Below are 20120 nucleotides of genomic sequence, written 5' to 3'. Positions count from 1 at the left end.
ATGTGGGGTCAAGATGAGCCGCAAACCCTCGCCTACGCAATCATGCCAAACTGTTCCATAGGCGCTGATGGCGGACAACATAGATCGTCTGGCCATGCACGCCCCGCGCGGCATAGGCGCCGTGGTCGTTGTGGAACACCCACCACTGGCTAGTGTAGCTGCCGTTCGGAATGGTCGCATAGCCGCTGAACTTGCTCTGATCACCACCCTTGGCGATATTCTCGGCCACTTCCGCCGGGAACAGCCGTTTGCCGTTGATCTCGCCCTTGTTCAGCATCAGAAGGCCCAGCCGCGCCGCATCCCGCAGGCCAAGGCTGATGCCACCGCCTGCGAAGGGCACGCCCTTGCCGTCCACGGTCTGATAGGCGTCTTGTTCCGCGCCCATCTTGCTCCATAGCCGGTCCGAGGCGAGGTCAGTCACCGCCTTGCCCGCAGTACGGCTGATGATCCAGCCCAGCATGTCCGAGTTGATCGTCTTGTAATGGAACGCATCGCCATGGCTCCCCTCGGGCTTGACCTGAGCCAGATACTCCCAGTAGCCGTTAGGTCCGGTGTAGCCTTCAGGCTTCGGAAGTGGGCTTGCGGCGGCCGAGTAAACCCAGATATCGGCGTTCGGATCGGCGTAGTTTTCTGAATACTTGACGCCCGTCACCATATCCATGACTTGCCGGACCGTTGCGCTGCCGAAGGCCCCGTCTGCAACTTCGGGGATGATGTCGCGGACAAGCTTGGTGTCGTCCAGCGCGCCTTCCACCACCAGGATTTCGGCCAGAAGTCCCGTCACGGACTTGGTCATCGACATGGCCGCATGCTTGGCGCCTTCATCCATGCAGCCGAAGTAGCGCTCGTACACGACCTCGCCCTTGTGAACGACCATGATGCCGTCGGTGTAGTTGGCATAAAGCGAGTCCTCCCAGGTCATCGGCGCGTCTGCACCGATGGGGGTGAAGGTCAGCGAGTCGATCTCGCTGCGCAGGTCGGCGAAGTCCGACGGCGACGGGTAGGGCAGAGGCACCGGTGCGCCAAGACCGCGGCTGATTTCCTCGGTCGGCAGGAGCTCCCGCAGGTGACAGACCGACCAGCGCAGCTTGGGAAAGCTGAAATAGACCGAATCCGGCTGGGTGATGATCTTGTCCTCGGGCGGCGGGAAACCTTGCATCCAGCCCATGACCTGCGGATCGGACTCCTTTGCCAAAAGCGGTGCGGATTGGGCCTTTGCATCCGTCGTTGCGCCAAGGGACATGCCCACCCCTGCCATCACGGTAAGAACCTTAGAAATTGACGACGACATTGACGAAACCTCCTGTCCAAGGGGACGCGTCCCCGCCAATGATATTGTCGATCCCCGCCCCAGGGAAAGAGACGGACACGCCCGCAGTCAGGAACGTGTTGCGGTTGATGATGCGCATGTATTCAAGGAAGACATCATCGGCGAGGTGGGCGTTCGTCACGCCCGTGACCAGGTCGCCGCTTGAGTTGACGCGAGTAGCCTGGCCGAACTGGACCGGGCTGTTCAACTCGTTCGCCCGGATATGCGCGTAACGCAGGGTGAACGTGTCCTGCTGGCTCGGCTTGACCTGCAGGGCCACGGTCAGGGCATTCACGTTCGAGTTGAGGAACGTCGATGCTGACTTTGATCCTGTCGCCCAGGCGCTGGGGCTCCCCTGATAGTAAAGCGGATCGAAACGCTCAAGCTTTGCCGTGCTCGGGTCATCGCCGGAAAAGGTCTGGTAGCCCAGGTTCAGGCTCGGCGACCAGGCCGCCTCCTTGAAGGTGTAAGTGGCGGTCACCCGGCCTGCCCAAGATTCAAGATCGATCCGGTCATTCCACTGGTAGGCGAAATCCCCCGCAAAGACCCAATTCGCCATCGGCCCTTCAAAAGGGTTCGTCTTGGCGTACAGGTTGACGGTTTTCGTCCCCTCGCGGGCGCCCGGGATCACCGTCGGCGCGCCGCCGCCTGACCCGGCCTGCGGGTATGGCGAAGCCGAGTCGAGCACGTCAATGTAAGTCGCGCCGAGGTATCCCCCCTTCGGATCATCACGGCGGAGATCGAACCCGGCGAGTTCGTTGCCAGAATCGTTGGCGGGCAACTCGTTGGGATCAAGATAAAAGGCGGTTCCGGTGACCGTGCCAAAGCTTAGGCGACCGATGGCGGACTTTTCCCATGCCTTCCGCGGGCCAAGCTTCAAGGCGCCGCGCTCAAACCCGCTGCTCGCGCCATTGGCGATCAGCATGCCCGTCCCAAGCGTCAGTTCGCGCGCGCCCAGCGAGAAATCGTAGGACGCCCCTTCCCCCAGGCCGCCACGGATCCCAAGGTAGGCCTCTTCTAGCGTGGTCGCCCCGGTGTCGCCCGTGTCGAAGGCGTCCGTCCCCAAGGTATAGGAAGACACTGCCGAAAGTTTTCCGTAGAGAACGGCCCCCGAACCAAGGTCGTAGTCGAAGCTCAGGCCAGGCTTGATGTAGACTTCCAGCCAGTTGGTGTCCGGGTCAAAGCCACTGCCCGGAGCAGTGGTCGCAGCAAGGTCCCAAAACAGGTTCTGCTCGCTGACCGCGTTCGCCCCTCCCTGGAAATGCCAGCGAAGGATCAGACCGTCGCGATCAATGATCGTGGTCTGGTCCTGTGCCGCGGATGCACTGGCCAACAGTGTCGTGGCCGCTGCTGCAATCGTGGTTCGAGCAAAATTTTGGAAACGACTTCTGCGACACAACACGTTTGCCATGTGTCCTTCTATATGGGTTGGGGGGTCCGAAACTGGACCTGTGCAAGCACACAAAAACAAGTCTAGAGAACTGATAGCCCGAATTCTCTGGCCAACAACGGCAGTGCCGCCCAAAATGGGCGACGCCAAGACGCTCAAGAAAGGATCGGGCAACCACATGACAAAAACCGACGACAAGGCAGTGGAGTTCGTCCGCAAGGCGTTCACAAGCCTATGGCCGGTACATCTGTCCAGCTTCAACAAACTCCTGATCCAGCTGAGGACTGCCTTCGACGGCGATTTTGACCTGATGCTGGTTCTGGCCGTCATCGGCGAAAGAACGCGACCCGAAAGCTGGCAACCCGAGCCAAAAACCTATCGCCAGCTGACGCGCCGCAGCGGCGATCAGCATCTGCAGGTAGCGATTAACATCCAGTCCGTTGCCGAATACTCGGGGATTCCGCGTGAAACTGTCAGGCGCAAGGTGCGAGCACTGCAAGAGAAGGGCTGGGTCGAGCGCGACGGAGAAGGACTCCTAACAATTTCATCGTCGGCCGCGGCAGATCTGGAACAATCGACCATGCACAGTATTCGGTACCTTGCGGCCATCTCGAGTGCCATTCAGGCGATTAATCGAGACAAATCAGCGTGATAGTTCTCACCATCGCGGAGACGCGCAGAATGGAACTTGCGTCGCGAATAGTGCGCTGATGCAAAAAATGAAGCCTCGGCTGTGCCAAACAGGACGACTTGTAGGGTTTGCAGCGCTGCAAAGAGATTGCATAGCCAATGACCGCTTTGGGCGGGGCCGGCAGAGAGGGCGAGCTCGACACGCAGCTGTTGGAATACGAACGGCTGACCCTGTTCATTGCGGCGCCGCGCACAGACGGCTCGGTCTGGGTGAGCGTCGTGGACGAGGTCTCTGGCCCGGTCTTCGAACAGGAGATCACCGCGGACCTGGCCGCCGAAACCCAGTTCCTATCGCCGTGGTTTCACATCAACATCGGCGCGACAGTCGCCGCCGTCGCCTTCGACTGCGCCGGAGTTTATCTGGAGGTGGATATCTAGGTTTCTTGCCTAAAAGGTCATAGGTAAGGGCGCAGGCGTTAGTTGCTCATGAGCGCGCTTCGTACCGCGAGTAAACCTCCGCTAATCCGTCGCGGCGGATGAGCAGGACGTCATAAGCCTCTCGCTGATCCTCCGGCCCCATGCCGGGCGATCCAAAGGGCATCCCGGGCACGGCGAGGCCTATGGCGTCGGGGCGGTCAGCCAGCAGACGGCGAATGTCGGCCACGGGCACGTGGCCTTCAATCATGAAGCCTTCGACCCGCGCGGTATGGCAGGAAGCCATCTCCTGCGGAATTCCGTTGTCGAGCTTGTAGCGCATCAAGAGCGTCCCGGCGCTCGCCTCGGTCGTGACGGCGAAACCGTCGTTCTCGAGGATTTCGATCCAGGCCGAGCAGCAGCCGCAGTTCGGATCCTTCATCACGTGGATAGCCGGTCCAGCGCCCTGCGCCAGGGTCCTGAAGGGCAATGCTGCCGCCAGCGCAGCGCCACCAATCAAAAGTGTGCGGCGGGAGAAAGCGTTCCGGGTCATCTGCGTTTCCTTTCAAGTTCGCTTGTATGGACTGCCAGGTCAGAGATCGACCCGCCTGAGCCGCAGGGCGTTCGTGATGACCGAGACGGACGACAGGCTCATCGCCGCCGCCGCGATCATGGGCGAGAGCAGGAGGCCGGTCAGGGGATAGAGCACTCCCGCGGCGACGGGCACGCCCGCGGCGTTGTAGACGAAGGCGAAGAACAGGTTCTGCTTGATGTTCCTGAGCGTGGCGACGGCCAGTTTCCGCGCGCGGACAAGCCCCACGAGATCGCCGCGCATGAGCGTGATCCCGGCGCTTTCCACGGCTACGTCGGCCCCGGTGCTCATGGCGATGCCGACATCGGCGGCGGCAAGTGCGGGGGCGTCGTTGACGCCGTCGCCGGCCATCGCGACCGACTTGCCCTTGGCGCGAAGTTCCTCGACCAGCTTCTGCTTGTCATCCGGCAGGACGCCCGCGCGCACCTCGTCGATACCGAGTTTCGACGCCACCGCCTCGGCCGTGCGCCGGTTGTCGCCGGTTGCCATGATGATGGTGAGACCCAGCGCGTGCAGATCGCGGATCGCGGCCTCCGTTGTCTCCTTGATCGGGTCGGCCACGGCGACGATCCCGGCGAGCGTGCGGTCCACGGCGACGAACATTGCCGTCTTGCCGTCCGCGCGGAGCGTGTCGGCCTCCGCCTCGGCCTTGTCCGTCGAAAGTCCGAGATCCTTCATCATCGCCGCATTGCCGAGCGCGACCCTGCGACCTGCGACAGTGCCGTGAACCCCTTTGCCGGTGACCGCCTCGAAATCCTCCGCAGTCCCGAGCGACAGGCCGCGGTCCTTCGCCCCGGCCACGATCGCTTCGGCGAGCGGATGCTCGGACCCGCGCTCGAGCGCAGCGGCAAGGCCCAGCACCTCCGCCTCGTCGCCATGAAGCGCCACCACATCGGTCAGCCGCGGCTTGCCCTCGGTCAACGTGCCAGTTTTGTCGACGATCACCGTATCGACCCGCGCCATGCGCTCCAGCGCCTCGGCATCCTTGATGAGCACGCCGGCCTGCGCGCCCCGGCCGGCGGCCGTGGTGATGGAGATCGGCGTGGCGAGCCCCAGCGCGCAGGGGCAGGCGATGATCAGTACCGACACGGCCGAGGCGAAGGCAAAGGCCAGCGCCGGTTCGGGCCCGGCCAGGAGCCAGACGCCGAAGGCGGCGAGGGCGATCAGGACGACGGTCGGCACGAAGATTGCAGAGACCTTATCCGCCAGCCCCTGGATCGGTGCCCGTGACCGCCGCGCACCCGCGACCATCTCGACGATCTGCGACAGCACCGTGTCCGAGCCGACCTGGGTCGCGCGGATCGCGAGCGTCCCGTTCTTGTTGATAGTGCCGCCGGTCACCCGGTCGCCGTCCGTTTTCTCGACGGGAACCGGCTCGCCCGTGATCATGCTTTCGTCAATGGAGGATCTGCCCTCGACCACCTCGCCGTCCACCGGCACGCTATCGCCGGGCCGCACACGCAAAAGGTCACCCTCGACGATGTTCTCGAGCGGAGCATCGTACTCCGTACCGTCCTCGATGATGCGCCGAGCGGTCTTGGGGGCAAGGTCCAGAAGCGCGCGGATCGCGTCGCCGGTGCGTTCCCGTGCGCGCAGCTCCAGCACCTGGCCCACGAAGATCAGCGCGACGATGACGACGGCGGCCTCGTAGTAGGTGCTGACCCCGTGGCCCATCCGGTATTCCGCCGGGAAGAGGCCCGGCGCGAAGGTGGCGAAGAGCGAGTAGAGATAGGCGGCGCCGACCCCGAGCGAGATCAGAGTCCACATGTTTGGTGAGGCGCTGCGGATCGAATCGATCCCGCGCCGGAAGAACGGCTGCGCGGCCCACAGGACGATGGGCGTCGCCAGCAGGAACTCCAGGTAGGTGGCCACCCGGTGGCCGATCCAGTCGCGCACCGGCAGGGCCACCATCTCGCCCATCGTCAGGATGACGAGCGGTACCGCCGCCGCCGCAGAGATCCACATCCGGCGCGTGAAGTCGACGAGCTCGTGGCTCGGTTCGTCCGACGGTACCATGGGTTCCAGCGCCATGCCGCAGATCGGGCAGCTCCCCGGTGCGTCGCGGATGATCTCCGGATGCATCGGGCAGGTGTACTGCGTGCCGGGCTGGGCCCTCTGCTTGGCCTTCTTAGCGTTGCCGGAGGCGTAGAAGTACGGATCGGCGTCGAATTTCTCCTGGCACCCGGCGGAGCAGAAGTGAAACGTCTCGCCGCCATGCTCGCGCGTCCGCGTGCCTTCCCGGATCTCGACCGTCATGCCGCAGACCGGATCCACGGCGACAGTCTCTGCTTCCGTTGTTGCGTGGTGCCTGTGGTGCTGGGTGTGATGTTCCATTTGTGCCGCCCCCTAGGTTTGAGACTGGGTGGAAGGTTCGGTCCCGACCGATCAGGAACGCAGGTCCTAGATCAGCGCCGCGATCCCGGGAGTCGGGACAACGAGGACGAGAAGCCCATCTGCCGGCCGAACCCGATGTCCAGAGCCATTCTCCAGCCAATCTTCGGCCTGACCATCATGTTTTTCTCCGAGTTTCGGCTGCGCCGGAGACACGCGGTCCCGGCACAGCAGATATGTGCCGTCAGGCTGACGCGATGACCTGGAATTCGGTCATCATGCCTGTCGCCAGATGCGGCATATGATGACAGTGTAGCATCCATCGCGCCGCTTCGCCCGCGTCGAGTGCGACGGTCACCATTGACATGGGAGGGATGTAGACCGTGTCACGCAGGGCGCCTGCGAGGCGCCGGCCGTTGATGTCGACCACCTGGAAGACATGGCCATGGAGGTGCATCGGGTGGCCCATCATCGACATGTTGTGGAACATCAGTTCCACCCGTTCGCCGGGGCGTGCGCGAACGGAGGCGTGACTACCCCAGGTTTGCCCGTCGATGGTCCAGACATAGGGCTGCATCGTGCCGCCGAGCATGAGCATCCGGCTGCGATCGACCGGGCGCGCGGCCAGGCTGTCGACGGCCGTCAGTCGCGACTCCTGCGCCAGATCGGGATCGAAGGGCGGGGCCTCGTCTTCCGCAAGCGAGTCGATCCTGCGAATCTCGGCCCCGACGGTCGCAAGGATCAGCCCGGTGCGCTCCCGCGCTCCTTCTCGCAGGGCCAGGATCGGCCAGATGCCGCCTTCGTTCGGCAGGTCGATCTCGAGATCAAGCCGCTGGCCCATGGCGAGCCCGAAGCGGTTGCCGGGAAGCGGCTGCACGCCATGACCGTCCACGGCGACAAGACGTGCCTGCACGGTACCGGTGTCGATCCAGAAGACGGTCGCCGCCGCCGCGTTGATCAACCGCAGACGCACACGGCCGCCCCGCTCAACGGCCACCACCTCGGGATCGGAGAGCGTGCGGTCGTTGGCCAGATAGGCGTCCCAGTCGTAGTCGTTGAGGTCCATGGCCATGCCGTCCATGCCCTCCATCGACATGCCGCCCATGTTCATTCCGGGCATGCCGTGGCCCATCGCGGCGTGATCGTCTGGTGTGGCGGGAGGCATGCCGTGGGCCCCATGCCCGCCTCCTCCATGCCCGCCGGTGATCTCGGCCAGCACCTCCTCGGAGCCCTTGAATGAGAAGTCGTGCAGGAACATCACGACCTCCTGCCGGTCGGCGGCGACGTCTTCGGCCGAGCGCACGATGAGCGGCGCGGCGAGCAACTGCATTTCCTGGATCGGCACATGGCTGTGCATCCAGTGCGTTCCCGGCCGCGCCTCGAAGTCGTAGGACCGGGTCTCACCCGGAGCGAGAAGGGGCATCGGCATGTCGGGCACGCCGTCCTGGGCGTTGGGCGGGATCTGGCCGTGCCAGTGGATGATCGTGCCGACATCGAGGTTGTTGGTGAGATCGACCCGGAACCGTTGGCCGGGATCGAGTACCAGCCCTTGGCCGCCGGGCCCGGCGAGACCAAAGACCGTTGCCGCGCGCCCGTCGATATCGAGCGTTCGGGTGGCAGCCGAGAGCGCAAGGGGGGCCGTTGATTGCGCCATTGCGGCGCGAGGAAGGTTGACGGTCGCAACTGCGCCCGCGCATCCGGCAAGAAAGCCGCGACGAGAGAGTGTGTTCATTGTCGTCTCCTCGGGACATCCCGTCCCGTTCATAAATGCCTATGGGACGCCACGGGCGTCGGCCCGGGCGCGATCAGAGGAGACGCGGTTTGGGAGGTCGTTCGTTCAGATCGGGAGACCGGCTTTCGACGCTCGTCTCGGTAGGGAAATGGTGCCTTGAAGGAACCGCAGACCGGGCGGCCTCTGCGTCCGAAACCGGTGCGAAAGCTGCCAGCCCCGCACAGACGAAATCGCAAAGTCCTGCATCCGCCTCACCGCACGCAGCCGCACCTGCGCAATCATGGGCATCGCCAGCCTCCATGTGAATCATCACGTCGGCATGAAACGCATGGTTCGCCCCCGCACTCATGCTGGCGGCATGCGACGGCGCGACTGTCGTCAAGAGGACGACAGCGAGCACTGCCAGCAATGTGATGGCACGAGCGAACATGACAAGAACATAACGACCAGTCGCCTGCGAGTCCATTTCGGCCGGTATCACTTTCGCGGGTGTGCTGGGCGCGCTTGGCCGCCCCTTCCGGAGACCGCGCAACGGGAGCCGCCCTCGCGAGGGCGGCTCTGCAGGAGCGGGGTCAGTGTCCGCCATGAAGCGCGCCAGACGGAGCAATCTCTTGAACGGAGCGGGCGATCGGTACAGCTGCTGCCGGGCCGTTCGCAGCCACTTGCACCTGGATCAAGGCTAGAGCCACGGCGGCAGCCGAAGCCGTTCCCAGGCATGCGATCGAGAGGCGGGGCATGGCCGTCCTCCGTCACGCGGCTTCGCGGGCAGCGGGATAGCCCGCCTCGGCGAGAACGGCCTCGATCTCGGCGCGCGTGGCCGAGGTTTCGACCTCGATCTTGCGATTCTCGGGATCGGCCTTGATCACTGCGGCCTTGTCGACCGACTGGATCGCCTTGGTTACGCTCCGGGCACAGCCGAAGCAGGTCATGTTTTCGATGTGGAATTGCATGTTTGCCTCCTTTGATTGATTGGCAAACGGATATCTGGGCGTTCCCATGGTTGGAGGGTCAAGAGGGTATTTTCAGAATTCTTCCAGGCCACAGTAAATCTCGCTTCCGCACGCAACGCGTATAGGAACGCTCGCGCGCGAGGCCGCCGGAGCCTCATTCAGAAAATCGAAAAAGGCTGTTGACCCTCCCAACATGGGAGACCCCATTTCCTTGCGCATCACTGCTAATCCGAAGGGAATCAGCCATGAATGCGCCAGCCAGTTTCACCCGGGAGACCGTCTCCCTTCCGATCGAGGGCATGACCTGTGCGTCCTGCGTGGGGCGCGTCGAGCGTGCCCTGAACACCGTTCCCGGTGTTCTTGATGCCAGCGTCAACCTCGCCACCGAGCGTGCAGACGTCCGCCTTGCAGGGCCCGTTGACCGCGCCGAACTGATCCGGGCCGTCGGGGATGCCGGCTATGCCGTCACTGCCGCGACCGTCGAACTCGCCATCGAGGGGATGACCTGCGCTTCCTGCGTCGGCCGCGTGGAGCGAGCGTTGCGCACCGTGCCCGGCGTCAGCGAGGCGACCGTGAACCTCGCCACCGAGCGCGCGACGGTGAAGGGCGCGGCGGATCTCGCCACCCTGCTCGCCGCGGTCGCCGAGGTCGGTTACATCGCCCGGCCCGTCGACGGCGGCGCTGCTGCCAATGCCGAGGCCGAGGCGAAGAAAGAGCAGGAGCACCGCATCCTGCGGCGCGACCTCGGGATTGCCGCGGGTCTGACCCTGCCGGTCTTCCTGCTGGAGATGGGCAGCCATGTCATTCCGGGCATGCACCATCTGATCGCCTCGACCATCGGCATGACCGCGAGCTGGCTGATCCAGTTCGCGCTGACCACGCTGGTGCTCGCCTTCCCCGGCATCCGCTTTTACCAGAAGGGCATCCCGGCGCTGCTGCGCGCCGCGCCCGACATGAACAGCCTCGTCGCCGTCGGCACGCTGGCGGCCTATGCCTATTCGCTGGTCGCGACCTTTGCGCCGGGCCTGCTGCCGGCGGGTACCGTCAACGTCTACTACGAGGCCGCAGCGGTCATCGTGACGCTGATCCTGCTTGGCCGCGTGCTCGAGGCGCGGGCCAAGGGCCGCACCTCGGAAGCGATCAAGCGGCTGATCGGCCTTCAGGCCAAGACCGCCCGCGTGCGGCGCGGTGCAGGCGTCGTCGAGATCGAGGTTTCCGATGTGGCCCCCGGCGACATCGTCGAAGTCCGCCCGGGCGAGCGGGTGCCTGTCGATGGCGAGGTGATCGAGGGCGAAAGCTGGATCGACGAGTCGATGATCACCGGCGAACCGATCCCGGTCGCCAAGTCCAAGGGCGCCCAGGTGACAGGCGGCACGGTCAACCAGACCGGCGCCTTCGCGTTCCGCGCCACCGCGGTTGGCAGCGACACGATGCTCGCGCAGATCATCCGCATGGTCGAGGAGGCGCAGGGCTCCAAGCTGCCGATCCAGGGCCTCGTGGACAAGATCACCATGTGGTTCGTACCCGCGGTGATGACGCTCGCCGCGCTGACCTTCGGCGTGTGGTTCTTCTTCGGACCGGACCCGGCGCTGACCTTCGGTCTGGTGAACGCGGTTGCGGTGCTGATCATCGCCTGCCCCTGTGCGATGGGCCTCGCCACGCCGACCTCGATCATGGTGGGCACGGGGCGCGGCGCCGAACTGGGTGTGTTGTTCCGCAAAGGTGACGCGCTGCAGGGATTGCAGGATGCCAAGATCGTCGCGCTCGACAAGACCGGCACGCTGACCGAAGGCAAGCCGACCCTGACCGACCTCGTGCAGGCGGACGGTTTCGACCGCGCTGACGTGCTGTCCCGGATCGCCGCCGTCGAGGCCAAGTCCGAGCATCCCATCGCCCGCGCCATCGTCGAGGCCGCCGATGCCGAAGGCCTGCCCCTGCCGGCGCTGTCGAGCTTCGAGAGCGTGACAGGGTTCGGTGTCAATGCCGAGGCTGGAGGAATCCGTGTCGAGATCGGCGCCGACCGCTACATGGCGCAGCTGGGCCATGACGTCGGCGCCTTCGCCGAGGCCGCCGCGCGTCTCGCAGACGAGGGCAAGTCGCCGCTCTATGCCGCCATCGGCGGGCGACTGGCCGCGATCATCGCGGTGGCGGACCCGATCAAGGCGACGACTCCCGAAGCGATCCGGGCGCTGCACGACCTCGGGCTGAAGGTCGCCATGATCACGGGCGACAACCGCCGCACGGCCGAGGCCATCGCGCGCCGGCTGGGCATCGACGAGGTGGTGGCCGAGGTGCTGCCTGACGGCAAGGTCGCGGCGATCAAGCGGCTCAAGGCGCTCGGCGCCGTGGCCTTCGTGGGCGACGGCATCAACGACGCCCCGGCGCTGGCCGAGGCCGACGTGGGCCTTGCTATCGGCACAGGCACCGACGTGGCCATCGAGGCCGCGGACGTGGTGCTGATGTCCGGCAGCCTAAAGGGTGTCCCGAACGCCATCGCGCTCAGCCGCGCGACGATGCGGAACATCCGGCAGAACCTGTTCTGGGCCTTCGCCTACAACGGCGCGCTGATCCCGGTCGCTGCCGGGGCGCTCTGGCCGGTGTCGGGCATCCTGCTCTCGCCCGTCTTCGCAGCCGGCGCGATGGCGCTGTCCTCGGTCTTTGTTCTCGGCAACGCACTCCGGCTGCGCCGGTTCAAGGCGCCGATGGCCGAAGCCGGGCACGCCGCGTCCTGACACCCATGCGTCCCCGGCTCGACTGGGGACGCCGCGCCTATCCCGAAACCATCCAACCCAGGAGACCGATTATGACCGTTACCGTCTATTCCACCCCGACCTGCCCGGACTGCCGCACGCTCAAGGCGTGGCTTGGTCGCCTCGGCATCGCCTACGCCGAACAGGACCTCACCAATCAGGACGTGATGGACGAGGCCAAGCGCCGCTTCGGCGTGCGCGTCGCCCCGATCACCGAGATCGGCGACTGGTTCACCTACGGCACGTTCGAGGACCAGAAGCCCCGCATCGAGGCCCGCCTGAAGGAGTTGGGAACATGGCCGAACTGACCCTCTACCCGCCACGCGCCGAGACCGGTCGTCGCGCTCTGGTGCTCGGCACGTTCGGCCACACGGTCAACGACGCCTATACCGCCTTCCTGCCGGTCCTCCTGCCGACCTTCCACAGCCAGCTCGGCCTCGACGAGGCGACGCTCGCGGGGCTCGTGGCGATCTTCGCACTGTCGGCCTCGCTGCCCGGACCACTGCTCGGACGGCTCTCCGACAGGTTCGGCGAGGTCCCGGTGACGGCGGCGAGCGTCCTCTTCAGCGCCGTTTTGCTGAGCCTTCTGGCCGTCGTGCCGAGCGTTTCGCTTCTCTTCGCACTGGTGGCAGTGGCCGGGTTCGGCTCTGCCGCGATCCACCCCGCGGGATCCATGCTTGTACGGCGTGGCGCCCGGCGGCCGGAGTTCGCCGTCGCCCTGTTTTCCGCGGGCGGCATGCTGGGGTATGCCGCTGGCCCGGGCTTCATCGCCGTCGCGCGCGAGGTGGCCGGGCCTGCGCTGCCATTTGTTCTTATCCTGCCCGGCGTCCTTGCTGCGGCAGCTATCCTCGCCTTCGCCTCGCGCAGCGCAGACAGCACTGTCCTCCCTGTCGCAGCAGCACCGCGCTTCGACATGCGCCTCGTTCTCGGACCGGTTGGCCTGATCACGCTTGCCACTGCCTTTGCCTTCCTGCCAGCGACGGCGGTCCTCAACGGCCTGCCGCTCTACCTGATGGAGCGGCACGGACTCCCCGGGAGCGATCCGGCAATCGCCGGCACGCTCAGCACCTTCTCGCTCGCCGCCGCGGCCGGCGGCATCGGCGTCGGGTTCCTCGCCGCACGTCTGTCGCGGACCTGGCTGCTCGCCGGGGTGATGTCCGCCGCGATGCCGGCCTTCCTTGCGCTGCTCTGGCTAACCCCCGGAACAGGCGGGTTCGTGGCCGCACTTGCCGCGGCGGGGGCGCTCAGCTACGCGGCGACCCCAATCCTCGTCGTCGCCGCGCAGGACTTCGCGCCGAGTGCCGGCGCCACCGCCGCCGGCATGGTCTTCGGTCTCGGCTTCGCCCTTGCAGGCCTCCTCTACTTCGGTATCGGCGCATTGCAGACGCAGATCGGAGTCGGACCCGCACTGTCCCTCGCCTTCCTCGCGCCGGCTGTCTCCGCGATCCTCTCCGTCCTGGTCCTGCGCCACGCCCCAGCCGCATCGTCGGCCTCACTCGTCGAGACCGTTTGTGCCTGCGCCGCCGCGAGCGGCACCGGAATCGTCACCTGCGCCCCGACCTGCACCCTTTCCTGCAATGGAGTATCCAGACATGCCTGACGTCACCCTTCTCAACATCGGCCGGGCCATTACAGTGCCGGACGGACAGACGATCCTCTCGGCCGCGCTGGCCGAAGGCATCGACTACCCGCACGGCTGCAAGTCCGGCCGCTGCGGCAACTGCAAGTCGCGCCTCGCAAGCGGCGAGGTCGAAATGCTCGACTTCTCACGGTTTGCGCTTCCTCCCGACGAACGAGACGCCGGCCTGATCCTGGCCTGCCGATCCGTGCCGAAGGGTCCGGTGAGCGTGGCCTGGCTAGAGGACGAGGACGCCGTCAGTCATCCTGTCCGCGAAATGTCTGCGGAAGTCGTGGGCACCGAGCTTCTCACGCACGATATCCTGCGTCTGCGGCTCCGGGTTGACGGCGCACCGTTCCTGTATGCGTCCGGCCAATACGCGACGCTCAATCTGCCGGGCGTGCCTGCACGGGACTACTCGATGGCGAACGCGCCGGCTACCGACGTGCTGGAGTTCCACGCCCGGCGCGTGCCCGACGGGCAGACCTCGACGGCCATTCACGACCGCCTCCGTGTCGGCGATCGCCTCCGCCTCACTGGGCCCCGCGGCTCGGCGCATCTGCGTAAGGGACATACCGGGCCGATCCTTGCGGTTGCCGGCGGTTCCGGGCTTGCACCGATCCTGTCGATCCTACAAAGCGCCGTCGCGCAGGGCATGCGCCAGCCCATCCGCGTCTATGTCGGTGGACGGGACGAGCGTGACCTTTATGGTCTCGACCAGCTGGCCGCCCTTGCTGCACGACATGGCAACATGACCGTGACGCCCGTGCTGTCGGCTCCGTCCGCGCCCACCGACAGGCGCACTGGATTCCTGCATGCCGCCGTCCGTGCGGACCTGCAGGATCTGGACGGCTGGAAGGTCTACACCGCCGGCCCGCCGGTAATGATCGACGCCTTGACGGAAGTCGTTCTGGCGTCCGGTCTTCAGTCGGCCGATCTGCACGCCGACGTATTCTTCACGCCCGAGGATGTAGCCGGGGCCAGAGACATCGCGGTCGCAAGCTGAGATGCAGCAAAAGCGACGTGCCATGAGGGCGTTATCCTCGTGGCACGTCGTCTCTTGGCCATCACTTCGAGCTGTCCGGACGCTTGCTGGAAACGCGCGCCCTATCTTTGCAGGTCAGCGAGCAGGTGCACGTTGTAGGTCTCCAGGGTCTGCTCGCCTTGAATGAAGCCCGCGGCAAGGATCTCGCTCACCGTCCGGGCGTAGGAAGTGGATCTGGCGAGGGCCGCGACCGACTCCGCATCCCGCCAAAGGGTCAGTACCACACACTCCTCACCGCGGCGAAACATGGCGACACCAAGGAATCCTGGCTGCTGACGAAACATCGGCAGCGAGATCTCTCTGGCGAACGCCTCGTATTCGAGGGCGCGCACCTCGTCGACACGTGTCGTCCAAATCCTGCCGATCATGGTCTGCCCTCCGGGGCGTGAAAATCGACTGCCAGGAACCCACCCGGGAGCAGACCCAACGTCTGAGAGCCTTCAGCCGGCTACCGCAAAGCTTCGGCGCGAGGCCTTCTTGCGCGCCGGCTTGGGTGTCGCTTCTTCTTCGGTGCTCAGGCCGGTCAGGATCGGGCAATCGGGTCGGCTGTCGCCATGGCAGTGATGCGCCAGGTGCTGCAGCGTGCCGATCATCTCGTCGAGCTCGCGCCGGCGCTGCTCCAGTTCGCGGACGTGATCGAGGGCCAGCGCTTTCACATCCGCACTCGCGCGGCTTCCGTCCTGCCAGAGATCCAGAAGCGACGCGATCTGCTTCACCTGGAACCCGAGGTCGCGGGCGCGACGCACGAAACGCAGCATCGCAATGTTCTTGTCCGAATAGACGCGATAGCCCGAATAGGCCCTGAGGGCTGGGCGGACGAGACCGATTTCTTCATAGTAGCGCAGCATCTTTACCGAGATGCCGGTCGCCTTCGAGGCTTCTCCGATATTCATCACGAGGCTCCATTCTAGTCCCGCCACGTCGGGATCGAATCCTTCCTGCACCCTCCCATCATTGGAGGGTCAACAGGATTTTCGCGCAATGGTCCTGACACGGGCCGCAGAGATTTCATCTTCAGCAGTCAAAGAAGCGGCGCCTGTTGTGCGGCAAAAAGAAGGGGCGGCGCCCGCACAAGATGTGACTCCAGCAGGATATGCTCCTCCATTTCCCTGCCTTCGACGTCAGGCAGGATCATGCGCTCGAGCGTTGCGGTCCTCAGGACACTGAGAAGATGTCCAAGCAGCGACGGACGGACAGGGATAGGAACGGAATGCGTCATTGGAGTTCTCCAAGGTGACTGGTGCTGTGTCGAATCACCTTGTCGGGCCTCCAAAGGAGGGAGGGTCAATGCCGAGCGGAGCGATCCTCGAACATCTCCTTGGAATCTTCGCAAAGCGCACCCTGACACGCTGGGAGGTGCGTTGACCCTGCCATGATGGGAGCCCCGAGGACGCAGAACATCCGCACGAATCGCTGCGGCCCAACTGCAACCAGAGGGCTTCGTCCGATGTCACTTCCCAATCCTGATCCAAAGCGGTGGAGGGCGCTTGCGCTCCTGTGCGCCGCACAGTTCATCGTCATCCTCGACACATCGATCATCGGTGTCGCACTTCCCGCCATCCAGGCCGATCTCGGGTTCACCGACGAAGGGCTGAGCTGGATCTTCAACGCCTATGTGATCGCTTTCGGCGGTCTTCTTCTGCTCGGCGGCAAGCTCGCCGATGTGTTCGGCGCACGCCGCATCTTCCTCGCCGGCTTCGGCATCCTGACCGCGTCTTCTCTGGTCGCGGGGCTCGCCGATAGCCAGGCCGTCCTCCTGACAGGGCGAGCCTTGCAAGGTGTCGGGGCGGCTTTGATCGCACCCGCCGCGCTGTCCATTCTCATGCGCCTGTTCGGCGCGCGTCCCGCCGAGCTTGGTCGCGCATTCGGGTTCTGGGGTGCCTCCGCCGCAGCCGGCGGGACCGCTGGCGTCTTCCTCGGCGGTGTCATTACCGAGTGGATGAGCTGGACCTGGACGTTCCTTGTTAACGTCCCTCTGGGTCTTGCCGTGCTCGCCATCGGTCCGTCCGTTCTCCGGAAGGTTCCGGGATCGCGGGGCAAGATCGGCGTGATCGACTCTGCGCTTGTGACCGGCGCGATCGTGGCGGCAGTCTATGCCATCGTCACCGGTGAGCACGCCGGCTGGCTGGTTCCTCAGACCCTCGCCCTTCTGGGCGCCGCGGTCGGTCTGCTGATCCTGTTCCTGATCGTCCAGGCCAAGTCGCGCTCACCGCTTCTGCCGCTGCGCCTGTTCCGGGCACCGGGCCTTGGGGCTGGCAACCTAGTCATGGCACTCTTGGGCGCTGCTTGGATTCCACTGTGGTTCTTCCTGAACCTCTATCTCCAGTCGGTGCTGAACCTGTCGGCCTTCGGGTCGGGCCTCGCGCTTCTGCCGATGACGCTGGTCATCATGGTGTTCATGGTGAAGCTCACCGGGCCCCTGATCGGCCGTTTCGGTGTGAAGCCCGTCATGATCGCCGGTCTCCTGGCGCTGAGCGGCGCCCTCGGACTGCTGGCGACGATCCCCGCAGACGGCACCTATCTCGCTTCGGTTCTGCCCGCCTCGCTGATCGCGGCGCTTGGCATGTCGCTGGCCTATATCCCGGTCACGATGACCGGCATGGGCGGCGCGGCGCCCGAGGACACCGGGCTGGCGTCCGGCTTGATCAACACGACCTACCAGGTGGGATCTGCGCTTGGACTCGCCGTGATGGTTTCGGTGGCGGCCTCGCAACTCGCCGGCGCGCCGCACGAGGCCGTAGATGCCCTGTCGGGATATCGAGCTGCCTTCCTGGGCGCCGCGCTCGTCGGTCTGCTGGCGAGCGTGGCTGCCACCCTCTTCGTGCGCGGCAACGGCAAGGCCGCCGACGTGCCAGTCGGCTGAGCATCAAAGGTGCTCAGCCAGGTGGGGCGCACGTGTCTTAAGCGACAGCCTGACGTCGGATGCCCGTCCTGCCGGATGCAGGTTCCGAGGCAGGGGCCAGCGGAAGTAATAGATGCCATGGCGGGAAGCGCACAAGTAGGCCGCAAATCGCATTGCAATGTCTCACCAGTATGTCGCACCGGAGAATTGCGGCCTTTAAGCACTTGATTTTGCGAGGAATGGTGGGCGACCCTGGAATCGAACCAGGCATGAGTCTCCTCGGCGGAGTTACAGTCCGCTGCCGCACCTTGCAGCACGTCGCCCAATGGCGGGCTGAATACGCGGGGGGGCGTGGGGCGTCAAGGCGGAATTTCTGTGCCGAAGGGCCTGCTTGGTGGCCATGTGGTCTTGCGCCCGGGGGCGGCTCCGTTCCATTGTGCGCGGCCAGAAACGGAAGGACCCGCGCATGAAAAAGCCGGATTGGGTGATCGAGAAGGAACGCGCCAAACGCGCGGCCGCGACCGAGACGGTCTGGCTTTTCGGCCTGCATGCGGTGCGGGATGCGCTGCTCAATCCCGCGCGGGTGAAACTGCGTCTTGTGGTCACGAAGAATGCCGCCGACAAGCTTGCCGAAGCGATCGGGGTGGCGGGGCTCACGCCCGAAGTGGTCGAGCCGCGCCGGTTCGACGCCCAGGTGCCGCTTGAACCGGAGAACGTCCATCAGGGCGCCGCTTTGGAGGTCAAGCCGCTGAACTGGGGTAAGCTTGCCGATATCGCGGTCAGCGGCAAGGGTGCGCCGCTTCTGGTGCTTCTGGACCGGGTGACGGACCCGCACAATGTGGGCGCGATTCTCAGGTCGTCGGAAGTGTTCGGTGCCCGTGCCGTGGTGGCGCCCCAGCGCCATTCCGCGCCCGAGACCGGAGCGCTTGCCAAGACGGCGAGCGGGGCGCTGGAACGCCAGCCCTATCTGCGCATCGGCAATCTCGCCGACGCGATGGAGGAGCTGCAGGCAATGGGCTATGTGCTCCTCGGCCTCGATGGCCAGGCGGAGGTGACGCTGGGCGAGGCTTTGGCCGAGGTGGGCGACCGGCCGCTTGGTCTTGTCCTTGGCGCCGAGGGGCCGGGGCTGCGTGAACGGACGCGAACGACCTGCGACCGGCTGGTCAAGATTCCCTATGGCGGCGGGTTCGGATCGCTCAATGTTTCAAACGCGGCGGCGGTATCGCTTTATGCGGCGTCAATCCGGCCCCGCTAGCCGCGATTGTGTCACGCGGGCCACCCTCGCGGTCACGCGTCATCACGCTTGCGGGAGGCCTATTCCCTTGGAGACGCGCCGGGGGCATTTTCCCTTCATGATCGCTGTGGAAGGATATTGCGGATGATGGCGCGCATGGCCCTCGGCGCCTGTGTCGCGGCAGCCCTTATGCCGCTCGCGGCGCTTGCCGAGGACAGGGAAGTATTCGCTCCGGGCGGTATCGCCATGTCCGGCTATGATGTCGTGGCCTATTTCACCGAAGGCGCACCGGTCGAGGGCGAGGCGGGCAATGCGGTGACCTGGCGCGGTGTCACCTGGTATTTCGCCAGCCCCGAGGCGCTGATGTCGTTCGAGATGGACCCGGAGGCCTACGCGCCGCAATTCGGCGGCCATTGCGCCTATGGGCTGTCGGAGGGGCATATCGCCGCCCCGGCGCCGACGGCTTTCTTCATCCACGAAGGCAAGCTCTATTTCATGCACACCGACGCGCTGCTGGCCGCGATGGGTGCGCGCCTGCCAGAGATCGTGGCGGCAGCCGAAGGCAACTGGGCCTCGCTTGACGGCTATTGACGGCGGTTAGGGCGCCGGCGTGATCACGATCGGGCGAGCGGCCTTTTACGCAGGCTTTACAATCCTAAATCAAGATAATGGGGCCGGCCTCGGAACAGCCGTGCCTCAGCTCACTGTCCCTCGTTCCGCGACTGGCGCCCGGCCCTTGGCCCGGGCGCTTTTTTCTGGGATGGATGGCGCATGACGAACCCCAGTGACGCGATCATCAGGGCGATTCTCACCTCTGTCCGCTCGGTGGCGGTGGTGGGCTGGTCGCCGAACCTCGACCGGCCCTCGCACGGGGTCGCCGATTTCCTGAAGGCGCGCGGAATGCGGATGATCCCGGTCAACCCGGGGCAGGCGGGGCAGGTTTATGGCGGCGAGCGGATCGCCGCGTCGCTTGGTGATGTCGCGAAGGACGCCCGGGTCGAGATGGTCGATATCTTCCGCCGCTCGGAAGCGGTGCCGGAGATCGTGGATGAGGCGTTGGCGGCGCTGCCCGACCTTCGGGTCATCTGGATGCAGCTTGGCGTCTCTCACCCCGAGGCAACGGCGAAGGCGCGGGCAGCGGGCGTGACGGTCATTGAGAACCGCTGCCCGAAGATCGAAGCGCGGCGGCTGGGGCTTGCCTGAGGCGTTCCCTTCCCCCGGACCCGATGTGATCCAGCGGAGCCGCGCCAGGGGCGCGGCGCGCCTTTTGTTGCCCCGGCTGC

18 protein-coding genes and 1 tRNA gene are annotated in these 20120 nt (G+C 65.3%); 10 read left to right on the top strand and 9 right to left on the bottom strand.

Annotated features, from left to right (window positions below; all coding sequences use genetic code 11):
* Positions 1-40: 40 nt before the first annotated feature.
* Both OU426_RS16900 and OU426_RS16895 read right to left on the bottom strand, forming a co-directional pair.
* Positions 41-1243 carry a serine hydrolase domain-containing protein gene (locus OU426_RS16900; RefSeq protein ID WP_267635298.1) on the bottom strand — a complete coding sequence of 401 codons (1203 nt, stop codon included), beginning with the start codon at positions 1241-1243 and terminating at the stop codon, positions 41-43.
* A 28-nt stretch (positions 1244-1271) separates the two neighbouring features.
* A complete protein-coding gene (locus OU426_RS16895; protein ID WP_267635296.1) occupies positions 1272-2720 on the bottom strand; it encodes an alginate export family protein in 1449 nt (482 codons plus the stop codon).
* Positions 2721-2835: 115 nt separating this feature from the next.
* Here OU426_RS16895 and OU426_RS16890 point away from each other — a divergent pair, with 115 nt between their 5' ends.
* Together OU426_RS16890 and OU426_RS16885 are read left to right on the top strand one after the other, a co-directional pair.
* Complete coding sequence (locus tag OU426_RS16890) at positions 2836-3351, top strand: helix-turn-helix domain-containing protein (RefSeq protein ID WP_267635294.1); 516 nt, start codon at positions 2836-2838, stop codon at positions 3349-3351.
* A gap of 137 nt (positions 3352-3488) precedes the next feature.
* On the top strand, positions 3489-3767 hold the full coding sequence (locus OU426_RS16885) for a hypothetical protein (protein WP_267635293.1): 279 nt from the start codon (positions 3489-3491) through the stop codon (positions 3765-3767).
* 46 nt (positions 3768-3813) lie between these two features.
* Here the strand turns inward: OU426_RS16885 and OU426_RS16880 are convergent, their stop codons facing one another.
* From OU426_RS16880 to OU426_RS16865, 4 genes are all read right to left on the bottom strand, one after another.
* The gene (locus OU426_RS16880) at positions 3814-4296 is read right to left on the bottom strand and encodes a DUF411 domain-containing protein (protein WP_267635292.1); all 483 of its coding nucleotides are present in this window, start codon (positions 4294-4296) and stop codon (positions 3814-3816) included.
* Between the two features lie 39 nt (positions 4297-4335).
* Entirely contained in the window at positions 4336-6669 is a 2334-nt protein-coding gene (locus tag OU426_RS16875; protein WP_267635291.1) for a heavy metal translocating P-type ATPase, read from the bottom strand.
* Between the two features lie 241 nt (positions 6670-6910).
* Positions 6911-8398, bottom strand: a complete 1488-nt coding sequence (locus tag OU426_RS16870) for a multicopper oxidase family protein (protein WP_267635290.1) — start codon at positions 8396-8398, stop codon at positions 6911-6913.
* A gap of 749 nt (positions 8399-9147) precedes the next feature.
* Complete coding sequence (locus OU426_RS16865; protein WP_267635289.1) at positions 9148-9348, bottom strand: heavy-metal-associated domain-containing protein; 201 nt, start codon at positions 9346-9348, stop codon at positions 9148-9150.
* Between the two features lie 245 nt (positions 9349-9593).
* Here OU426_RS16865 and OU426_RS16860 point away from each other — a divergent pair, with 245 nt between their 5' ends.
* The 4 genes from OU426_RS16860 (at position 9594) to OU426_RS16845 (ending at position 14722) form a co-directional block, all read left to right on the top strand.
* Complete coding sequence (locus OU426_RS16860) at positions 9594-12080, top strand: heavy metal translocating P-type ATPase (RefSeq protein WP_267635288.1); 2487 nt, start codon at positions 9594-9596, stop codon at positions 12078-12080.
* A 71-nt stretch (positions 12081-12151) separates the two neighbouring features.
* Positions 12152-12406 carry a glutaredoxin family protein gene (locus OU426_RS16855; protein ID WP_267635287.1) on the top strand — a complete coding sequence of 85 codons (255 nt, stop codon included), beginning with the start codon at positions 12152-12154 and terminating at the stop codon, positions 12404-12406.
* On the top strand, positions 12394-13698 hold the full coding sequence (locus tag OU426_RS16850; RefSeq protein WP_267635286.1) for an MFS transporter: 1305 nt from the start codon (positions 12394-12396) through the stop codon (positions 13696-13698). The genes OU426_RS16855 and OU426_RS16850 overlap by 13 nt, the downstream gene beginning before the upstream one ends.
* A complete protein-coding gene (locus OU426_RS16845; protein WP_267635284.1) occupies positions 13691-14722 on the top strand; it encodes a 2Fe-2S iron-sulfur cluster-binding protein in 1032 nt (343 codons plus the stop codon). Before OU426_RS16850 ends, OU426_RS16845 begins: the two co-directional genes overlap by 8 nt.
* A 101-nt stretch (positions 14723-14823) precedes the next feature.
* On the opposite strand, the gene OU426_RS16840 is transcribed toward OU426_RS16845, so the two are convergent.
* Together OU426_RS16840 and cueR are read right to left on the bottom strand one after the other, a co-directional pair.
* A complete protein-coding gene (locus OU426_RS16840) occupies positions 14824-15129 on the bottom strand; it encodes an antibiotic biosynthesis monooxygenase family protein (RefSeq protein WP_267635282.1) in 306 nt (101 codons plus the stop codon).
* A 72-nt stretch (positions 15130-15201) separates the two neighbouring features.
* Entirely contained in the window at positions 15202-15654 is a 453-nt protein-coding gene (cueR, locus tag OU426_RS16835) for a Cu(I)-responsive transcriptional regulator (RefSeq protein WP_267635281.1), read from the bottom strand.
* 554 nt (positions 15655-16208) lie between these two features.
* Here cueR and OU426_RS16830 point away from each other — a divergent pair.
* Positions 16209-17624 (top strand): MFS transporter, encoded by a 1416-nt coding sequence (locus OU426_RS16830; RefSeq protein ID WP_267635280.1) that lies wholly within the window; start codon positions 16209-16211, stop codon positions 17622-17624.
* A gap of 219 nt (positions 17625-17843) precedes the next feature.
* Here the strand turns inward: OU426_RS16830 and OU426_RS16825 are convergent.
* Positions 17844-17927 (bottom strand) — tRNA-Tyr (locus OU426_RS16825).
* A gap of 142 nt (positions 17928-18069) precedes the next feature.
* Between OU426_RS16825 and rlmB the strand changes: the two genes are divergently transcribed.
* The 3 genes from rlmB to OU426_RS16810 all read left to right on the top strand — a co-directional run bounded on the left by rlmB (position 18070) and on the right by OU426_RS16810 (position 20040).
* Positions 18070-18858: a 23S rRNA (guanosine(2251)-2'-O)-methyltransferase RlmB gene (gene rlmB / locus OU426_RS16820; protein WP_267635279.1), complete on the top strand. Its 789-nt coding sequence runs from the start codon at positions 18070-18072 to the stop codon at positions 18856-18858.
* A 123-nt stretch (positions 18859-18981) separates the two neighbouring features.
* A complete protein-coding gene (locus tag OU426_RS16815) occupies positions 18982-19428 on the top strand; it encodes a YHS domain-containing (seleno)protein (protein WP_267635278.1) in 447 nt (148 codons plus the stop codon).
* A 180-nt stretch (positions 19429-19608) separates the two neighbouring features.
* Positions 19609-20040, top strand: coding sequence for a CoA-binding protein (locus tag OU426_RS16810; RefSeq protein WP_267635276.1), 432 nt, complete (start codon positions 19609-19611; stop codon positions 20038-20040).
* Positions 20041-20120: the final 80 nt, after the last annotated feature.

The sequence above is a fragment of the Frigidibacter sp. RF13 genome (genome assembly GCF_026626305.1).
Classification (GTDB): Bacteria; Pseudomonadota; Alphaproteobacteria; order Rhodobacterales; family Rhodobacteraceae; genus TMP-24.
The sequence above is the reverse complement of the archived record's forward strand: the minus strand, read 5'-3'. Positions and strand labels throughout refer to the sequence as shown.